Below are 16,643 nucleotides of genomic sequence, written 5' to 3' on the forward strand. Positions count from 1 at the left end.
TAAGCGCATGAACCTGAATGAGGCCTACGGTGCTATGCGCGAGAATCCAACCCCCATCCCCACCCCGCCGTGGGTGCGCCTCGGCTCCTCCATCCTGCTCGGCGCCACCGTCGCGCTGCTGACCACCCGCACCCATTTCTTCGCCACCCTATCTGGGGCCGCGGTCTGCCTCGTGGCAGCATTCGTCTTGGTCTTTGCCCACCCCTACCGCCGCGAGATGCGCTCCTATGCCGACCGGCACGACGCCGATCTCATCCCCACCATCGCGCAGCTAGTACCGCTGATGATTCTATGGCTCCTCATCATGCTCGCGCCCATCCTAGGCCTGCCCGCGTGGGGCTCGGCGCTGGTGTGGGTTGCGGTCTCATGCATCAGTTTTATCGCCTTCCCCCACGTGGATGGCACGCGCCGGCTGGCCTTTGTCTAACCTATGCGACACTGCGGGGAGTTATCCACAGGATTTTCCCTGGTTTTTGCGCTGCGGATCCGGGTTATCCACAGTTTGTCCCCTTGCGGTTGCCCTAGCAATTGAGCGCGGGCTAACACCGCCCTAGCGTAGGCGGCATGAACGCACTCGAGACCTACCTCACCGCCCTCGCGCCCGGCATGGATATCATCGCCGCGTGCCGCGGTCTATCTGGGTCTGAGCTCATGGAGCGCGGCGCGCCCGATGCCATCGCCGCCGACCTGCTCCTTTTGTGCGACAGCTACTACGGCCGCACCGCCTTTAGCCGGATGCAGCGCCGCGCCATTGCCGATGCCCGCGCCAACTCCCACCCCATTGCCCTCCTCGCCGGCATCGAGCGCGTGGTTAACCGCGCGCCCAGCAAGAAGCAGGCGTGGGAGCTGCGCGCGGAATGCTGTGCGATGTCCGCGGAGATGAGCGCCATTATCAAACACGCCCGGCGCCGGGTGCGCGAAATGAAAAAGTCCACGGTCAGCCCCGGCGTGCGCACCTACCGGCGCCCCAATGATTACTGGACGCTCGCCATTACGGGTACCTCCCGCTTCATTGCGGATCTGCAGGGCGCGATTACGGCCACCGATAAAAAGCCGCTGCAGGCGGTGGAAGATATCTTCTTCGGTGCCGGCAGCGCCGCGCGCTCCACGGTGGTCACTAACGCCGTCGTGCCGCTAGAGAAATTCATTCGCATTCGCGATGGCCACGGCGACGACGTGCAGCTCGATCTCACCAATGGTGCGACCATGTCCGGTACCGAGTACCTGCGCCGCGTGCTTAACGATGCCGGCTTTTCCGCCCCCGGCCCCAGCGGCAGCGGCAGCGGTGACGGTGAAACGGGCTATGTCACCCTCGTGCATCCGGTGGAAGGGCCGGTCAACCTCTACCGTACGGCACGCGTGGCCACCGATAAGCAGAGGATGATGGCGGCCGCGGAAAATCCGCGCTGCGCCTGGCCCGGATGCAATCAGCCGGCCGATTTATCCCAGATCCACCACCTCACCGCCTGGAGCCGCGGTGGGGAGACCAATATGAACAACCTCGTCGTGTGCTGTGCTTACCACAACGGCATCAACGACGACGATCCCAATGCCCCGCCCCGGCGCGGGCGGCTAGAAAGGGTGGGCGGTCGCATCGTCTGGCGGCCACCGGTGACACCCCGCAACTAGCCGCAGGTATGCGAAAAGGCGCTCAAGTACTGAGCGCCTTCTACGCATGCCGTTTTGTGGGTTTTACTCCCACTCGATGGTTCCCGGTGGCTTGGAGGTGCAATCCAAGACCACGCGGTTGACGTCTTTAACCTCGTTGGTGATGCGGGTGGAGATCTTCTCTAGCACGTCATAGGGCAAGCGGGTCCAGTCCGCGGTCATGGCGTCCTCGGAAGATACCGGGCGCAGCACAATGGGGTGGCCGTAGGTGCGGCCATCGCCTTGGACGCCGACGGAGCGGACATCGGCAAGCAGCACGACTGGGCACTGCCAAATCTGCTCGTCCAAGCCGGCGTTGGTCAGCTCGGTGCGGGCAATCAGATCCGCTTGGCGCAGGGTCTCGAGGCGATCCTCGGTAACCTCGCCGATGATGCGGATGCCTAGGCCCGGGCCCGGGAAGGGCTGGCGGCCGACGATCTCTTCCGGCAGGCCCAACTCGCGGCCCACCGCGCGCACCTCGTCCTTAAAGAGCAGGCGCAGCGGCTCCACGAGCTCGAACTCGACGTCATCCGGCAGGCCGCCGACGTTGTGGTGCGACTTAATATTGGCGGTGCCGTCGCCGCCGCCGGATTCGACGACGTCCGGGTACAAGGTGCCTTGGACGAGGTAGTCGACGGTGGAGCCGGCGGGGGCATCGGCAAGCACGCCGGCCACGGCGCGCTCGAAGGAGCGGATGAACTCCGCGCCGATGGCCTTGCGCTTTTCCTCTGGGTCGCTAACGCCCGCCAGCTTCTTGAGGAAGGCCGAACGCTCGTCGGCGGTAACCAGCTTGGCGCCGGTCGAGGCCACGAAGTCAGTTTCAACCTGCTCGCGCTCGCCCGCGCGCAGCAGGCCGTGGTCGACGAAGACACAGGTCAGGCGATCACCGATGGCGCGCTGCACCAAGGCCGCAGCCACGGCAGAGTCCACGCCGCCAGACAGGCCACAAATAGCGCGGCCTTCCTCGCCTACTTGGGCGCGGATATCCGCGATGAGCTGCTCGGCGATATTATCGGCGGTCCAGTTCTGCTCCAGACCGGCGATCTCCGTGAGGAAGCGGGTGAGCACTTCTTGGCCGTGTGGCGAGTGCAACACCTCGGGGTGGTACTGCACGCCGGCCATCTGCTTGGCCGGGCACTCCATCGCGGCGACTGGGGCGCCGGCGGAGGTTGCGGTTACGTCGAAGCCCTCGGGGGCGGCGGAGACGGCGTCGCCGTGGGACATCCATACCTTGTGCGTGGGCTCGAGGCCCTCGTGCAGGATGCCGCCCTTGACGTCGATATCGGTGCGGCCATATTCACGCTCACCGGTAGACGATACGGTACCGCCGAGGATGTGGTTCATGGCCTGGAAGCCGTAGCAAATGCCGAAGACCGGAACGCCAAGCTCTAGCAGCTCAGGTTTGAGCGCTGGGGCGCCGTCGGCATAGACGGACGACGGGCCGCCGGACAAAATGAGCGCGGCGGGGTCCTTGGCTTTGATTTCCTCGATGGAGGCGGAGTTGGAAACAACCTCGGAGTAGATTTTGGCCTCGCGCACGCGGCGGGCAATGAGCTGCGCGTACTGAGCGCCAAAGTCCACGACGAGGACTGGGCGCGGGGTAGTATTTGGCTTAGTCACGCCCCATAGTCTAACCCATAGGCCCCGCGGCCCAGGAAGCGCTTGCCCATGTGGGGCATTGCGGCGGCTTTCGCACCGTGGGGCGCTGGCTGCACAAGTGACTCGGGCCATGCAAGGGGACGCGGGAGTGAGCTGCGAGGGGCGCAGCAATTCGGGGGAGCAGCAGCGCGGCGCGGGCCCGCACGATGCGAGGCGCGCCGCACGCAGCGCGCTACTTAATAGCGAACCGCGAGCTCGACCTTCTGGAACGACTTCAGGTCGGTGTACCCACACTTTGCGAGGGCACGCCGCAGCGCACCCACGAGGTTGGTGCGTCCGAATGGTTCGCTGGATGGGCCGTGCAGCACGGTTTCCAGGCTCGGCGCAGCCGCGGGTGCGGCGTCGCCTGCGGCAAGAAAATCCACATCGAGGTCGGTATCGACGCCCGCGAACTGCGCGTATCCGCGCGGGAACCGCGGATGGCCTGCGGTAGCCGGCCAGTACCATCCCCTACCGCCTGCCTCTCGGGCCTGGGCAAGAAGGGGGCCGAGCGCGACGCTATCGGCACCGCAGGCAAAGGCCTTGGCGATGGTCCCGGAGTTGTCGAATTCCGCATCCGCAATGATGTGCACGTAGCGGCCTTCGGTCTCGTCGAGGTAGTCGCGGCGGGCAGCGGCGGCATCGGCAATGGCGGTGGCCATGGCGGTATCGATGCCGACGGTTTCCGCGTTGGTCGTCACGCCCGCGCCCACGATGACGCCGGCCGCCCCGGTGCGCATCAGGTGCAGCGCCGTGGTGTAGTCGGCCACGCCACCGGCGATGACGGGCACTTCGAGCGAGCCGATAAATTCCTTCAGGTTCAGCGGCTCGCCGCCGGTGGCGACGTGCTCCGCGGACACCAGCGTGCCCTGGATGAACAGTAACTCGGCCCCAGCGGCGATAGCCTTGGGCGCCATCTCGCGGGCGTTTTGGGGCGAGACGCGCACGGCGACGGTCACACCGGACTCGCGCACTTGGGCAATGCGGGAGGCAAGGAGGGCATCGTCAAGCGGGGCGGCGTGCAATTCCTGAATGGTGGAATTATCGCCCGGCTGGGAATAGATGCGCGCCAAGGCACCCTCAAGGTCCTCGTGGCGGCCCCACAACCCTTCGGCGTTGATGACGCCGAGCCCGCCCTGCTTGCCCATCTCGATGACGAACTCGGGCGTGGCGAGCGCATCGGTGGGGTGCGAAACGAAGGGGGTATCGAAGGTATAGGCATCGATATTCCAGGTGGTATCCACGTCCTTGGACGAGCGCGTGCGGCGCTGGGGAACGATGGAGACCTGGTCTAAATCAAAGGTGCGGCGGGCCTCGCGGCCGATGCCGATTTCGGCGTATTCACGCATGTTTGTCCTAGCGGTAGTTCGGGGCTTCGGCGATTTGCTGCAGGTGGTGCGGGTGGGATTCCTTCAGGCCCGCGGCGGTGATCTGGACAAATCGCTTGGTCTTGAGCTCATCTAGGGTGGCCGAGCCGGTGTAGCCCATGGCCGCGCGCAGGCCGCCGATGATTTGGTGCACGATGGCATCGATCTCGCCGCGGAAGGGCACGCGCCCCTCCACGCCTTCTGGCACCAGCTTGTCCTCGCTGCGTACGTCGGCCTGGAAGTAGCGGTCCTTGGAGTAGGAGCGCTTTTCGCCGGAAAGCCCGCGACCCTGCATGGCGCCCATGGAGCCCATGCCGCGGTAGCGCTTGTACTGCTTGCCCTGGTACACCACGATGTCACCGGGCGCCTCGGTGGTGCCGGCGAACATAGAGCCCAGCATGACGGTATCGGCACCGGCGGCCAGCGCCTTGGCGATGTCACCGGAGTACTGCATGCCGCCATCGCCGATGACCGGCACGCCCGCGGGGGCGGCGACGGCTGCGGCTTCCATCAGCGCGGTGATCTGCGGCGCGCCGACGCCAGCGACGACGCGGGTGGTGCAGATGGAGCCCGGGCCGATGCCAACCTTGATGGCATCCGCGCCGGCGTCGATCATCGCCTGGGCGGCCTCGCGGGTGGCGAGGTTGCCGCCGATGACATCGACCTTGTCGCCAAAGTCCTTCTTCACGCGGGAGACCATCTCGAGCACGCGGTTGTTGTGGGCGTGGGCGGAGTCGACGACGAGGGCGTCAACGCCGGCATCGACAAGCGCGGCGGCGCGCTGATAGGACTCCTCGCCGGTACCAATGCCCGCGGCAACCAGCAAGCGGCCGGAAGCATCCTTGGAGGCGTTGGGGTACTGCTCGGATTTGACGAAGTCCTTGACGGTAATAAGGCCAATGAGCTTGTTATTGGCATCAACGATCGGCAGCTTTTCTACCTTATTGGCCGACAGTAGCTCCAAGGCCTCCTCCTTGGACACGCCCTCGCGCGCGACGACGAGCGGCATCGCGGTCATGACATCGCTGACCTTGCGATCAAAGTCCGGCTCGAAACGCATATCGCGATTGGTGCAAATGCCCAGCAAGGTGCCGTCCTTATCCACGACCGGCAGGCCGGAAATGCGGAAGCGGGCGCACAGGGCGTCGACCTCGCCAATAGTCATCTCGGGGCGGGCGGTGACCGGGTCCGTGACCATGCCGGACTCGGAGCGCTTGACGATTTCTACCTGCTCGGCCTGCGCTTCCGCAGACAGGTTGCGGTGCAGCACGCCAATGCCGCCCTGGCGCGCCATGGCGATGGCCATGCGGGCCTCGGTCACGGTATCCATCGCCGCGGATGCCAGCGGCACGCCCAGGCGAATATTGCGGGTAAATTGCGCGCCGGTATCGACCTCGGAGGGCACGATATTGGACTCGGCGGGCAAAAGAAGCACGTCATCAAAGGTCAAGCCGCGCAGGGCTACCTTGTTCGGGTCATCTCCACCAGTGTGAATAGGGTAATCGCTCATCGAGGTATCTCCTTAAACAGGTTCAGCGGCTACCCCAACTGTAGTGCGTGCCCGGCCAATGACACCATTCAGGCTAGGGGTTAATTGCCTTAAGCGGGCAAGTTCAATAGGCTCGCAGGCGTGAACTTCTTCGCCAATATGCCCCGCGATCCTTTTGCAGACGATCCGAATGACCCCGCCTCCTTCCTGGAGGAGGACGAGCAGGTCATGCCGCTTTCCGATGAAGACCGCGTCGCCCTCATCCACGATCTCGCCCTGGTAGAGAAATTCGCAAGTGTGCTCGGCCCGCGCGGGATCGATGGCATCTTCTTCTTGTGTGAAGACTGCCAGGAAAACCACTTCTACGAGTGGGATATTATGGCCGCCAATATGCGCGCCACGCTGGCAGGCGAGCTCGCCCCAGTGCACGAGCCTGGAGCAGAACCCGACCCGCGCCGCTACGTGCCGTGGGACTACGCGCTGGGCTACTTGGACGGCCTCGAGGGCCGCTAGGGTTGTAGCACTGCCCTCGCTACTCGGCGCCCGCCCCCAACTGAATGGTTGTGGTGGGTGCTTCTTCGGGCTCGCGCGTCTCCGGCTGCGGATTCGCTGGCGCCTGCTCCGTTACCACCACGGTTGAGGTCTCGTACTGCGTTTTCGTAACGGTTTGTGGCGCTGGTTCAGGCTTGTCCTGCGGCTTTTGGCCCGGCGCGGTCTCGGTGGCGGTTTCCGTCACGGTTGTCGTCTTCGGGCGGGCAGGACGCTTCTTTTCGGCTTCCTCCTTGGCGGCGATGGCATTTTCTTCTTTGTCTTCAGCCTCTTCGAGCTTGGAACGGGCTTCTTTCATAAGCTCGCGCGCACCTTCGAAATCTCCCTCTGCCGCGCGGGATTCCATCTCATCTAAGGTGCCGGCCAACTCCACATTGCGGGTCTCATCCGGCCTATCAAATACGCCAGAATTAACCATGACCCCGCCCGCACCGGCGAGGATGACTGTGGCGGCGGCCGCGCCGATAAGTCCATGCATCACGGGGCGATTGCGTCGGCGAGACCGCGCCTTATCGAGGCTGATGACTTCCGATTCTTCCTCTGCCCCGTCCACGCGAGGGGCTGGCGGCATCTGCTTATCGATGTCCCCCTTCAGCCCCAGCAACAGCCCGGCTAGCTCATCGCCGCCGTTGGAGGGATCCTTGCCCTGCGACAGCTCGGTGAGGAATGCATCATCATCTACCAAGGGCTGGAGCTGCTCCGTCAGGTCATCGTTAGTCTTTTTGGAGTGTTTGGAAGCCATGATGGTTTCTGTCCCTCCTTCCTTTCTTAAGGTTTACGCGTGTCTCTAGAGCGGGGGTTGTGGCTTTAGCCCTCGGTGGCTAATTGTTGCCCAAGGGCCTTTCGCAATTGTGCGAGAGCTCGGTGCTGTGCGACGCGAACCGCACCCGGGGTGGACCCCACGATATCGGCGGTTTCTTCTGCCGAAAGCCCAACGAACACGCGCAAAATAACGATGTTTTTTGCCTTGTCACTTAAGGTATCGAGCAAGGCGCGCATTCTGTTACTACCATCATTTTCTAGCGCCCATTCCTCGGGAGTCGCCTCGTTTGCGGTGCTTTCTGGAAGCTCCTCGGCGGGCGTGGAGCGATCGCGGCCCATGGCGCGGTGGGCATCGGTGACCTTATTAAAAGCGATGCCGTAGACATAGGCCATGAAGGGTCGGCCCTTATCTTCATAGGATTCGATAGATGTGGCGACGACGAGGCAGATTTCTTGGGTCACGTCCTCCGCGGTGGGCTGGCGCCCGCCACCGATGCGCGCACGACAATAGCGCAGCACCTGCGGATGAATAATTTGCAGGATAGATTGCAGTGCGCGGCGGCTTCCACCAGCGGCCAGCGGAACGAGATCCGCTAGCTCTTTATCCTTATCGCTCACGAGTGCACCCTCTGCAGACTTTTAAATCGATATTCAACCATATTTCCTCTGGGGTATTGAGCGCAAAGGGACAACGACGCTACGCATCAGCAAGCTTGCAACCCGACAACCGGGCAACGCTTTTGCTTGGCGATGCCCCAGTAGGAAAAGCACCGCAATAAAGCCTGTGTCGGCGGTTGTCTTGGCTCTACACCAGGCTTTATGCCATCTGCATCATAGAAAGAGGAAAATTCATAATTCGTTAACCTTAGCCATTATTGCAGGTAAAAGGGTGTTAACGAGTCACATAAATGGAGGCAATACTTGGAAGTCAAATACTAGTAACCCTCTGTTTACCAAGACGCGACACACTACAAATCGTTGCGGTTCGCGGATGACTCTCCACCAGCCGCCAGAGTAAGAATTCTCGTCCTGTTAAAGGAGCGTAAGTAACGTGTCTCAGTCCAAGTCTCCTCTCGGACCTACTGCAGATGTATGGGATTGGCAGTTGCAAGGTGCGTGCCGCGGTGAAAACTCGGACGTGTTTTACCATCCAGACGGAGAGCGTGGCCGCGCCCGCGCCCAGCGCGAAAATCGTGCCAAGGCCATTTGCAATTCCTGCCCAGTTATCGAGCTCTGCCGCGAACACGCCCTGCGATCGGCAGAACCATATGGCGTATGGGGCGGCATGAGCGAATCCGAGCGCGTCGTGGTGCTGCGCAAGCGCCGCCGTGCGACGGTCAACGCCTAATCCAGCGCGCAAAGCTCTCACACCGCTTTCACAGCAGGCGCGTGCGGGCGGGATCACGCGCGGAAGTGCGGTGCTTCGAATTGGCCTTCCGCGGCTAGCACTTCCCGCAAATAACGCCCCGTGAGGGACTCCTTTAAGCCCGCTAAGTCCTGGGGCGTGCCGCTGAAGACAAGGCGGCCACCAGCAGAACCGGCACCTGGCCCGAGCTCGATGACGTGATCCGCGTGCGCGAGCACGGCGAGGTTGTGGTCGATGCAGATGACGGTATTGCCGGCATCGGCAAGCTGATCCAGCAACTGCAGGGTGCGCTCGGTATCGGCGGGGTGCAGGCCCGTGGTTGGCTCGTCTAGCACGATGACGTCTGCGGTGGACTTTTTATCGGCAAGGTGCGCGGCCAATTTAAGGCGCTGGCGCTCGCCGCCGGACAGCGTCGATAGTGGCTGGCCAAGGCTTAAATACCCCACGCCGGCAGCAACGAGCGTGTCACAAATCTTGGCGGCGGCGGGCACTTTGACGCTGCGCAAATAGTCGGCGGCGCGGGAGGCAGACAGTTCGAGGACATCGGCAATATTAAGCTCGCCCAAGCGGTACTCCAGCACGTCGGCGGAAAAACGCCGACCCTGGCAGATTTCGCAGGGAACATCCACGCCGTCCATGACGCCGAGTTCCACATACACCACGCCCGCGCCATTACACTTCGGGCACGCGCCTTCGGAATTGGCGGAGAAGAGGCCGGATTTTACTCCATTGGCCTTGGCAAAGGCCTTGCGGATGGGGTCAAGCGCACCGGTATAGGTCGCTGCGTTGGACCGGCGCGATCCCTTAATGACACTTTGCCCAATGTGCAAGAGCCTGTCTCCTGCTACCTCTGGCAGGCACGCGGCCAGCGAGGACTTGCCGGAGCCGGCCACCCCGGCGATGACGGTGAGCACTCCCTCCGGAATATCGACATCGATTCCTTGGAGGTTATTGCGCTGCGCGCCGCGGATGGCAAGCGCCTTGTGGATTCGCGCACCGATTCTTTCAACGTGGCGGGATCCGCGAGGTACTGCGCGGTTATGGTGCCGCTGCGCCGCAGCTGCGCAGGGGTTCCCTCGAATACGATGGTGCCGCCTTCGGCGCCCGCACCGGGCCCGAGATCGACAACGCGATCCGCGATGGCGATGGTGGACGGGTTGTGCTCGACCACGAGGATGGTATTTCCCTTATCGCGCAGCCGCAGCAGCAGGTTATTGATGCGCTCGCAATCGTGCGGATGCAGGCCGGCGGTGGGCTCGTCGAAGACATAGGTGACATCGCTGAGCGGCGAGCCCATGTGGCGCACCATGCGGGTGCGCTGGGCTTCACCGCCGGACAGGGTCCCGGTGGCGCGCGATAAGGTGAGATAGCCTAGGCCCAGCTCGATGGCGGTGTCGACGGCGGCAGAAATAGCATCTACCAGCGGCTGGGCGGAAGGAAGATCGAGCTGGGTAAGCCAGCCGTAAAGGTCTGTCAGCTCCATCTCGCAGACATCGGCGATGGACGCCCCGGCGATATAGGACTCGCGGGCATGGGGCGCCAGCCGGGTGCCGGCGCACTCAGGGCAATCCACGAAGACTACGGCCTGCTCGACGAAGGCGCGCATGTGCTTTTGCAGGCTTTCGACCGGCTTGCTCAATACGTTGGTGCGCAAGCGCGTGGCAAGGCCCATATAGCTCATGTTGACGCCGCCGACCTTGGTCTTGGTCTCGGTGAAATACAGGTTGTGCTTTTGCTCTTTACTGAACTCGCGCACCGGGACGTCATCGGGGTACAGGCCGGATTCGGCGTAAGCGCGCCACATCCAGGAGCCGGGCTTCATGCCGGGATAGATAATGGCGCCATCGGCAAGCGAAAGCTCCTCATCAACCAAGCAGGATAAATCGATATCGGATACCTGCCCCGTGCCCTCACACTTGGGGCACATGCCGCCGGTGCGTTCGAAGCGGCGAACCTCCTTGGTGCCGTTGACCTCGATCGCACCCTGGCCAGAGGCGGAGGGAACGTTGAAAGAATAGGCCGCGGGGCCGCCGACGCGCGGGGACGCGGCGCGCGAGAACAGCACGCGCACAAGGCCGGTGATATCGGTGGCGGTGCCAAAGGTGGAACGCGACGAGGCCGCCATGGGTTCCTGCCCCACCACGATGGCGGCGGTGAGGTGAGCCAAGCTATCCACATCCGGGCGGGCCAGCGACGGCATAAAGCCTTGGACGAAGCCGGGATAGGTTTCATTGACCAAGCGTTGCGATTCCGCCGCAACGGTATCGAAAACGAGCGAAGATTTACCGGAACCGGAAACGCCGGTAAAAATGGTCAGCTTGCGCTTGGGGATGTCCACCGAAACATCGCGCAGGTTATTTTCCCGCGCGCCGGTAATAATAATGCTCTCCACGAGCTTCAAGTCTAAACCAAAAGCCCCGCCGTGCCCTCCCCTGACTTGGCGGGAGAAGGTGCGGCGGGCTCTGGGCTATAGCGCAGGAATTAGTGGTGGTGATGGCCGTGACCGGCCTCAGCGTTGTCTTCTTCCTGCGGCTTTTCCACGACGGATGCCTCGGTGGTAAGAACCATGCGGGCAACGGAGGTGGCATTGACCACTGCGGAGTGGGTGACCTTCACGGGATCGATGATGCCGTTATCGATGAGGTTGCCGTACTCCAGGGAGTTGGCGTTAAAGCCTTCACCGTTGGCCATCTCAGATACGCGGGAGACGATGACAGAACCATCGAGGCCTGCGTTTTCTGCGATCCAGAATGCCGGGCGGGTCAGAGCACGGGCAACGGCGAGCACGCCGACCTTAGCCTCGCCCTCGAAGTCCTGGGCAAAGGACTCGAGTTCCTTAGAGATCTGCACCAGCACGGAACCGCCGCCGGCGATGACGCCTTCTTCTACGGCCGCACGGGCGGCGTTGATGGCGTCCTCGACGCGCAGCTTGCGCTCGTTGACCTCGGTCTCGGTTGCGGCACCGACGCGGATAACGGCGACGCCGCCGGAGAGCTTGGCCAAGCGCTCCTCGAGCTTCTCCTTATCCCAGGTGGAATCGGTACGGGCGATTTCGCCGCGGATCTGTTCACGGCGTTCATCGAGGGCTGCGGCGCTGCCGCCGCCATCGACAAGCACGGTGTCTTCCTTGGTGATGGTCACGCGGCGCGCGGAACCCAGCACCTCAAGGCCGACCTCGTTCAGGTTGACGCCCACCTCAGGGTCCACCACGGTGGCACCGGTAACCACGGCCAAATCATCCATGAAGCCCTTGCGGCGCTCGCCAAAGTACGGTGCCTTTACGGCGGCGACCTTCAGGACCTTGCGGATGGAGTTGACCACGAGTGCCTGCAGCGGCTCGCCCTCGACGTCTTCCGCAATGATGAGGGTCGGGCGGTTGGTTTCCGCAATCTTTTCCAGCAGCGGCAAGAAGTCCGGCAGGGAAGAAATCTTGTTGCGGACGAGCAAAATGGCGGCATCGTCAAGCACGGCGTGGTTGGTCTCTTCCTCCGTAGCGAAGTACGGGGAAAGGTAGCCCTTGTCAAAGGAAATACCTTCGGTGACATCCACGGTGGAGTCCATGGTCTGGGACTCCTCGACGGTAACAACGCCGTCCTTGCCCACCTTTTCCATGGCGCCGGCAACCATCTCTCCGACCTCCGGATCGCGGGAGGACACGGTGGCTACCTGCGCGATTTCGGAAGCAGAGTTAACCGGAGTGGCGCGTGCCTTGAGCTCCTCGACGGCCTTTTCCGCCGCCGCGGAGATGCCGCGGTTGAGCTCAATCGGGTTAGCGCCGGCTGCAACGTTGCGCAGGCCCTCAAAGATGAGCGCCTGGGCCAGCAAGGTCGCGGTGGTGGTGCCGTCGCCGGCGATGTCGTTGGTCTTGACCGCAACGGACTTGACCAGCTGCGCGCCGAGGTTCTCGAAGGGCTCCTCGACGTCGATATCGCGGGCGATGGTCACGCCGTCATTGGTAACGGTCGGGCCACCGAAGGCCTTGGACAATACGACGTTGCGGCCGCGCGGGCCGAGGGTGACCTTGACGGCATCAGCCAGCGTATCGACGCCGCGCTGAATTCCCTCGCGGGCTTCTTGGTCGAATGCAATAAGCTTTGCCATAAGTAGTTCCTACTTCTCGATGATGGCGAGGATGTCGCGCTGGCTCAGCAGCAAGTACTCTTCACCGTCGTACTTCAGCTCGGTGCCGCCGTAGCGGGAGAAGACAACGGTGTCGCCTTCCTTAACGTCCATGGGGATGCGGTCATCGTCGTCTTCCCAGCGGCCCGGGCCGACGGCGATAACGGTTGCTTCCTGCGGCTTTTCCTTTGCGGAGTCCGGGATAACCAGGCCGGATGCGGTGGTGGATTCTGCTTCTACGATCTGTACGAGGACGCGGTCCTCAAGCGGCTTAATAGTTGCCATGATGTTTCCTCCGTATTGTTCGTTTGCGCGCTCAATGGCGCGCGCGTGCCGGTTGTGGATGTCCAGCACAGCCGTCGTCGCGGGTGAACAACTGTGGGTCAAACAACCTGATTAGCACTCTACCCTCGTGACTGCTAACCCTCAACAACGACGCGACCCCCGTTGCTGGGCCGCGCTACGGCGCCAAGTGTGTCAGGGACACCACGTGTACCCCGCTCGGATGCCGAAAGCTCAGGTTTCCTCCCGTCACGATCATTAAGACCGGCGGGACCTCCCATTCAAAGCGTTCTGCGAAGGCCTGCAAATTGCTTACCGCCTTCTCAATGATCTCTTGGCTTTGCCCCAATTTAATTTCTACGAAAACGGTCCTGCCCGCCAGCTCAAATACCGCATCCACTTTCAGCCCAGAGGCATCACGGGCATGGAAAACACGCTTCCCGCTTAACACTGCCAAGTCATGGACAACTTGGGATTCAAAAAGCTGCCCGGCAAAGGAAAGGTTGCGCAGCAACTTGTCTGGGGACGCGTCCACGGCAGCAGCGGCCAACGCCGGATCCGCCAGATGCCTCTTCGGTGCCGTTCGCAGGCTAGCCCGCGAGCGCAGATGAGACGACCACGCCAGCTGTTCTTCCACGATGAAGATGCGCTGCAACGCAGCAAGGTACTCGCTGACCGTAGCCCTTTGCGCGCCAATATCAGTAGCAATAGAAGAAATGGACTGTTCTGTGGCTACCCCACGGGCAAGCGAACGAATAAGGGTCGTTACCTTTACCGGATCCCTTCGCACACCATCGGCGGCGGTGATATCCACGTGGGCCACAGTATCGATATAACTGCGCAGGTTCTCTTGCGCCGCCTCGACGGAATAATTCCGGTTTGCGGGCCAGCCTCCGTGCGCCATGCGCTCGATAATCCCTGCAACATTCACGACCGTTTCCCCATTCGACTGCGGGGGTTCCTGAGCTACCAATTCGGCTAATGATACTGCGCCATTAGAATGCCCCGACTCATAAAAACTGAAGGTCTTCATCCGCAGCCTGGCTATACGCCCCGCACCCGAGTGCCTGGATTGTTCCTCCATTGGCGCAGTCGACCCAGTAAGAATGAACTGCCCAGGCGCTTGCCGACGGTCAATCTCATGCCGCACCAAGTTCCACAACTGCGGTTTTTCTTGCCACTCATCAAAAACTCGCGGCGTATCCCCCTCCAACGCCAAATCCGGGACGGTGCTGAGCTGCATGTCGAGGTTTAAATCCGTATCCACCTGGACAAGACTGCCCGCAATTTGCCGAGCGGTCGCGGATTTCCCACAGCCCTTTGGGCCTTCTATCAACACTCCACCAGATCGCTGCAGGGCTTCATGAAGCCGCGAGTCCTCTACTCTCGGGAGATAAACATAGCCGTCTTGACCAGTCATTTTAACCCCATCCATCAGTTTGAGCGCGTTCTACCCATCAGAATATCGGCGATCCATCCATCAGTTTGTGCGGATCTGGGCGGTTGAGCGCAAGAATCCCGCGAGAATGAGCTTGACGGCGCACAGCGCAAGAAACATGGCGCCAAAAATTAGGCCGAATGGCGCCCACCACACCCCGGCGAAGCCCTCCCATAGGGCGCTCATCCCGGAATGAGAATCGGTCTGCAGCAGGTGGTTGAGCAGCGCGACCACCGTTGCGCTCAAGGTGATGACTATGGCCGCAGCAGTAATAGTCAGGCAGAAGGCCTCGCCCACCTGCACCCGCACCCACGCTGCTGGCGAGGCACCGGCCAACCGCAGTCCGCGAACATCGCTGGCGATGCGCGAGCGCATAATGAGTGAAGTCAACACCGCACCAACGATGCTTGGGGCCACGACTGGGCCGAGAAACGCCGCGAAGACCTGCCCCGATGACAAGGTGTCTAAGTCGCCCATACTACTTTTGAACATCCTTATCCCCGAGCCGACCGCGACAATCAAGCCACCAAACAGCACCCACGGGACGATATGGGGCACGGAAAAGCGGCGGCGCACCCGCACATTGGCCCCGGCGATGCCGCATAGTCGCGTCCATTGGTCCACGGCGGGCATGAGCCATGGCGTCATGAATGCCACCAGGATGACCAGCCCCATGGAAGCGGCGATGCTATCGGCCGGCTCCTCTATCTGCAGGCAACCGTACACAGCACCGCCTACCAAGCCTGCGGCCACAAGGCAGCGCACCACCACCCACACCGGGTGCGATTCCACCCGTGGGCGAAAGACCCGGCGCAGCGGTATGAGGGCACCGCAGACCGCCGATGCCACGCAGACAAATACAGCGATGCGGATGACCAACGGGGTAATGGCCAACTCCGGCATGGGAATCCCGTCGCTGCGAAAGGCCGCGGTCATAGGGTCGACCAATAGGCGCGCCGGGAAGGTCCCGATGAATGCCGCGATAGCGCTCACGGCACTGACCTGCCCCACGATGAAGCTATTGATCATCCACCCAGGCATGCCGATCATGCGCCACGAGCGGTACACGGGTTCGCGTTCTTCAATAATCAGCCGCATCTGCGACAGCGTGATCAACACCACTGTGCAGACCGCCATGCCCAGCACGGTGCCGCCGAGAGGCCCCGTGGGATCATCGTCCGCGTCCGAGGTGGCCACCAGCATCGATACCGCCAGCGCGCAAGAAGCCGATGAGACCACCATGGTCAAAGCAACGGCAAGCCATGAGAGCCAATTGCTTTGTAAGTCCTTAAGCCACACCAGCATGGTTGGCCTCCTGGAGCTCGATAATGCGGTCGGCGGCCTCCGCGGCGAGGTGCGAGTGGGTCACCATGACCACCGCGGCCCCGCCCCGTGCGGCGGTGCGGAGGTGGGTGAGGACGAGTTGGGCGGTGGCATCGTCAAGCGCGCCCGTAGGCTCATCGGCGAAGATATACGACGCACCGGCCAGCAAGGCGCGGGCGACGGCGACGCGCTGCTGCTGACCGCCGGACAGCTGCGCGGGCAAGCGGCGCTCCAGTCCGTCAAGCCCCAAAGACGCGAAGGTTTTCTGCACCGCGTCGCGGCTGCAACGCCGACCAGAAAAGTGCGCGGTCAACGTGGCATTTTTGCGGGCGTTCAGCGATTCCAGCAGGTTATAGTCCTGGAATACGAAGGCGCGCTCTGTGCGGCCCGGTGCGTTGACCGTGCCGGAACTGGGCTTATCCAGCCCGGATAGCAGGTTCAACAGCGTTGTCTTGCCGCTTCCGGATGGCCCCATAATCGCGACAAATTCCCCCGGCTCGATGCTTAGGTCCACCTCGGCGAGTGCGGTATGGCTGCCGTAGCGCTTGCTCAGATTCTGTGCTTTCAACATGCCCTCCATTCCACCGGCCGTGCCCCGCACGCGCGATGGGGAAGGCTGCCCAAAAAATGGTGGGGCTAGCTCTACTGCCACCACCCCGGCGC

At 62.4% G+C, this 16,643-nt stretch carries 14 protein-coding genes and 1 pseudogene; 4 read left to right on the top strand and 11 right to left on the bottom strand.

All coding sequences use genetic code 11. From position 1 onward, the window contains the following. Positions 1–7: 7 nt before the first annotated feature. Positions 8–427: a hypothetical protein gene (locus ABRP87_RS06025; protein WP_005277210.1), complete on the top strand. Its 420-nt coding sequence runs from the start codon at positions 8–10 to the stop codon at positions 425–427. A gap of 137 nt (positions 428–564) precedes the next feature. Then, positions 565–1,629 carry an HNH endonuclease signature motif containing protein gene (locus tag ABRP87_RS06030; RefSeq protein WP_349868056.1) on the top strand — a complete coding sequence of 355 codons (1,065 nt, stop codon included), beginning with the start codon at positions 565–567 and terminating at the stop codon, positions 1,627–1,629. A 63-nt stretch (positions 1,630–1,692) separates the two neighbouring features. On the opposite strand, the gene guaA is transcribed toward ABRP87_RS06030, so the two are convergent. The 3 genes from guaA to guaB form a co-directional block, all read right to left on the bottom strand. After that, entirely contained in the window at positions 1,693–3,267 is a 1,575-nt protein-coding gene (gene guaA / locus ABRP87_RS06035; protein ID WP_023025292.1) for a glutamine-hydrolyzing GMP synthase, read from the bottom strand. A gap of 215 nt (positions 3,268–3,482) precedes the next feature. Then, entirely contained in the window at positions 3,483–4,634 is a 1,152-nt protein-coding gene (locus ABRP87_RS06040; protein ID WP_023025290.1) for a GuaB3 family IMP dehydrogenase-related protein, read from the bottom strand. A gap of 7 nt (positions 4,635–4,641) precedes the next feature. Then, a complete protein-coding gene (guaB, locus tag ABRP87_RS06045; protein WP_284809101.1) occupies positions 4,642–6,162 on the bottom strand; it encodes an IMP dehydrogenase in 1,521 nt (506 codons plus the stop codon). Between the two features lie 120 nt (positions 6,163–6,282). Between guaB and ABRP87_RS06050 the strand changes: the two genes are divergently transcribed. Further along, a complete protein-coding gene (locus ABRP87_RS06050) occupies positions 6,283–6,654 on the top strand; it encodes a DUF5319 domain-containing protein (protein WP_349852222.1) in 372 nt (123 codons plus the stop codon). 19 nt (positions 6,655–6,673) lie between these two features. Here the strand turns inward: ABRP87_RS06050 and ABRP87_RS06055 are convergent, their stop codons facing one another. Both ABRP87_RS06055 and ABRP87_RS06060 read right to left on the bottom strand, forming a co-directional pair. After that, a complete protein-coding gene (locus ABRP87_RS06055) occupies positions 6,674–7,432 on the bottom strand; it encodes a hypothetical protein (protein WP_349868057.1) in 759 nt (252 codons plus the stop codon). A gap of 65 nt (positions 7,433–7,497) precedes the next feature. Beyond that, positions 7,498–8,070 carry a sigma-70 family RNA polymerase sigma factor gene (locus tag ABRP87_RS06060; protein ID WP_349868058.1) on the bottom strand — a complete coding sequence of 191 codons (573 nt, stop codon included), beginning with the start codon at positions 8,068–8,070 and terminating at the stop codon, positions 7,498–7,500. Positions 8,071–8,503: 433 nt separating this feature from the next. Between ABRP87_RS06060 and ABRP87_RS06065 the strand changes: the two genes are divergently transcribed. Then, positions 8,504–8,800: a WhiB family transcriptional regulator gene (locus tag ABRP87_RS06065; RefSeq protein ID WP_349852226.1), complete on the top strand. Its 297-nt coding sequence runs from the start codon at positions 8,504–8,506 to the stop codon at positions 8,798–8,800. Positions 8,801–8,853: 53 nt separating this feature from the next. On the opposite strand, the pseudogene ABRP87_RS06070 reads toward ABRP87_RS06065, so the two are convergent. The 6 genes and pseudogenes from ABRP87_RS06070 to ABRP87_RS06095 all read right to left on the bottom strand — a co-directional run bounded on the left by ABRP87_RS06070 (position 8,854) and on the right by ABRP87_RS06095 (position 16,551). Further along, positions 8,854–11,219 (bottom strand): annotated as a pseudogene (locus ABRP87_RS06070) (AAA family ATPase). Between the two features lie 80 nt (positions 11,220–11,299). Further along, complete coding sequence (groL, locus tag ABRP87_RS06075) at positions 11,300–12,919, bottom strand: chaperonin GroEL (protein WP_349852230.1); 1,620 nt, start codon at positions 12,917–12,919, stop codon at positions 11,300–11,302. Between the two features lie 9 nt (positions 12,920–12,928). After that, on the bottom strand, positions 12,929–13,222 hold the full coding sequence (groES, locus tag ABRP87_RS06080; RefSeq protein WP_005277188.1) for a co-chaperone GroES: 294 nt from the start codon (positions 13,220–13,222) through the stop codon (positions 12,929–12,931). Between the two features lie 175 nt (positions 13,223–13,397). After that, positions 13,398–14,654 (bottom strand): ATP-binding protein, encoded by a 1,257-nt coding sequence (locus ABRP87_RS06085; RefSeq protein WP_349868059.1) that lies wholly within the window; start codon positions 14,652–14,654, stop codon positions 13,398–13,400. Positions 14,655–14,699: 45 nt separating this feature from the next. Further along, positions 14,700–15,962, bottom strand: a complete 1,263-nt coding sequence (locus ABRP87_RS06090; protein ID WP_349868060.1) for an FtsX-like permease family protein — start codon at positions 15,960–15,962, stop codon at positions 14,700–14,702. Beyond that, positions 15,946–16,551, bottom strand: coding sequence for an ABC transporter ATP-binding protein (locus ABRP87_RS06095; protein ID WP_349868061.1), 606 nt, complete (start codon positions 16,549–16,551; stop codon positions 15,946–15,948). The genes ABRP87_RS06090 and ABRP87_RS06095 overlap by 17 nt, the downstream gene beginning before the upstream one ends. Positions 16,552–16,643: the final 92 nt, after the last annotated feature.

Source organism: Corynebacterium sp. KPL2830 (genome assembly GCF_040225635.1).
In the GTDB taxonomy this organism is placed as follows: domain Bacteria; phylum Actinomycetota; class Actinomycetes; order Mycobacteriales; family Mycobacteriaceae; genus Corynebacterium.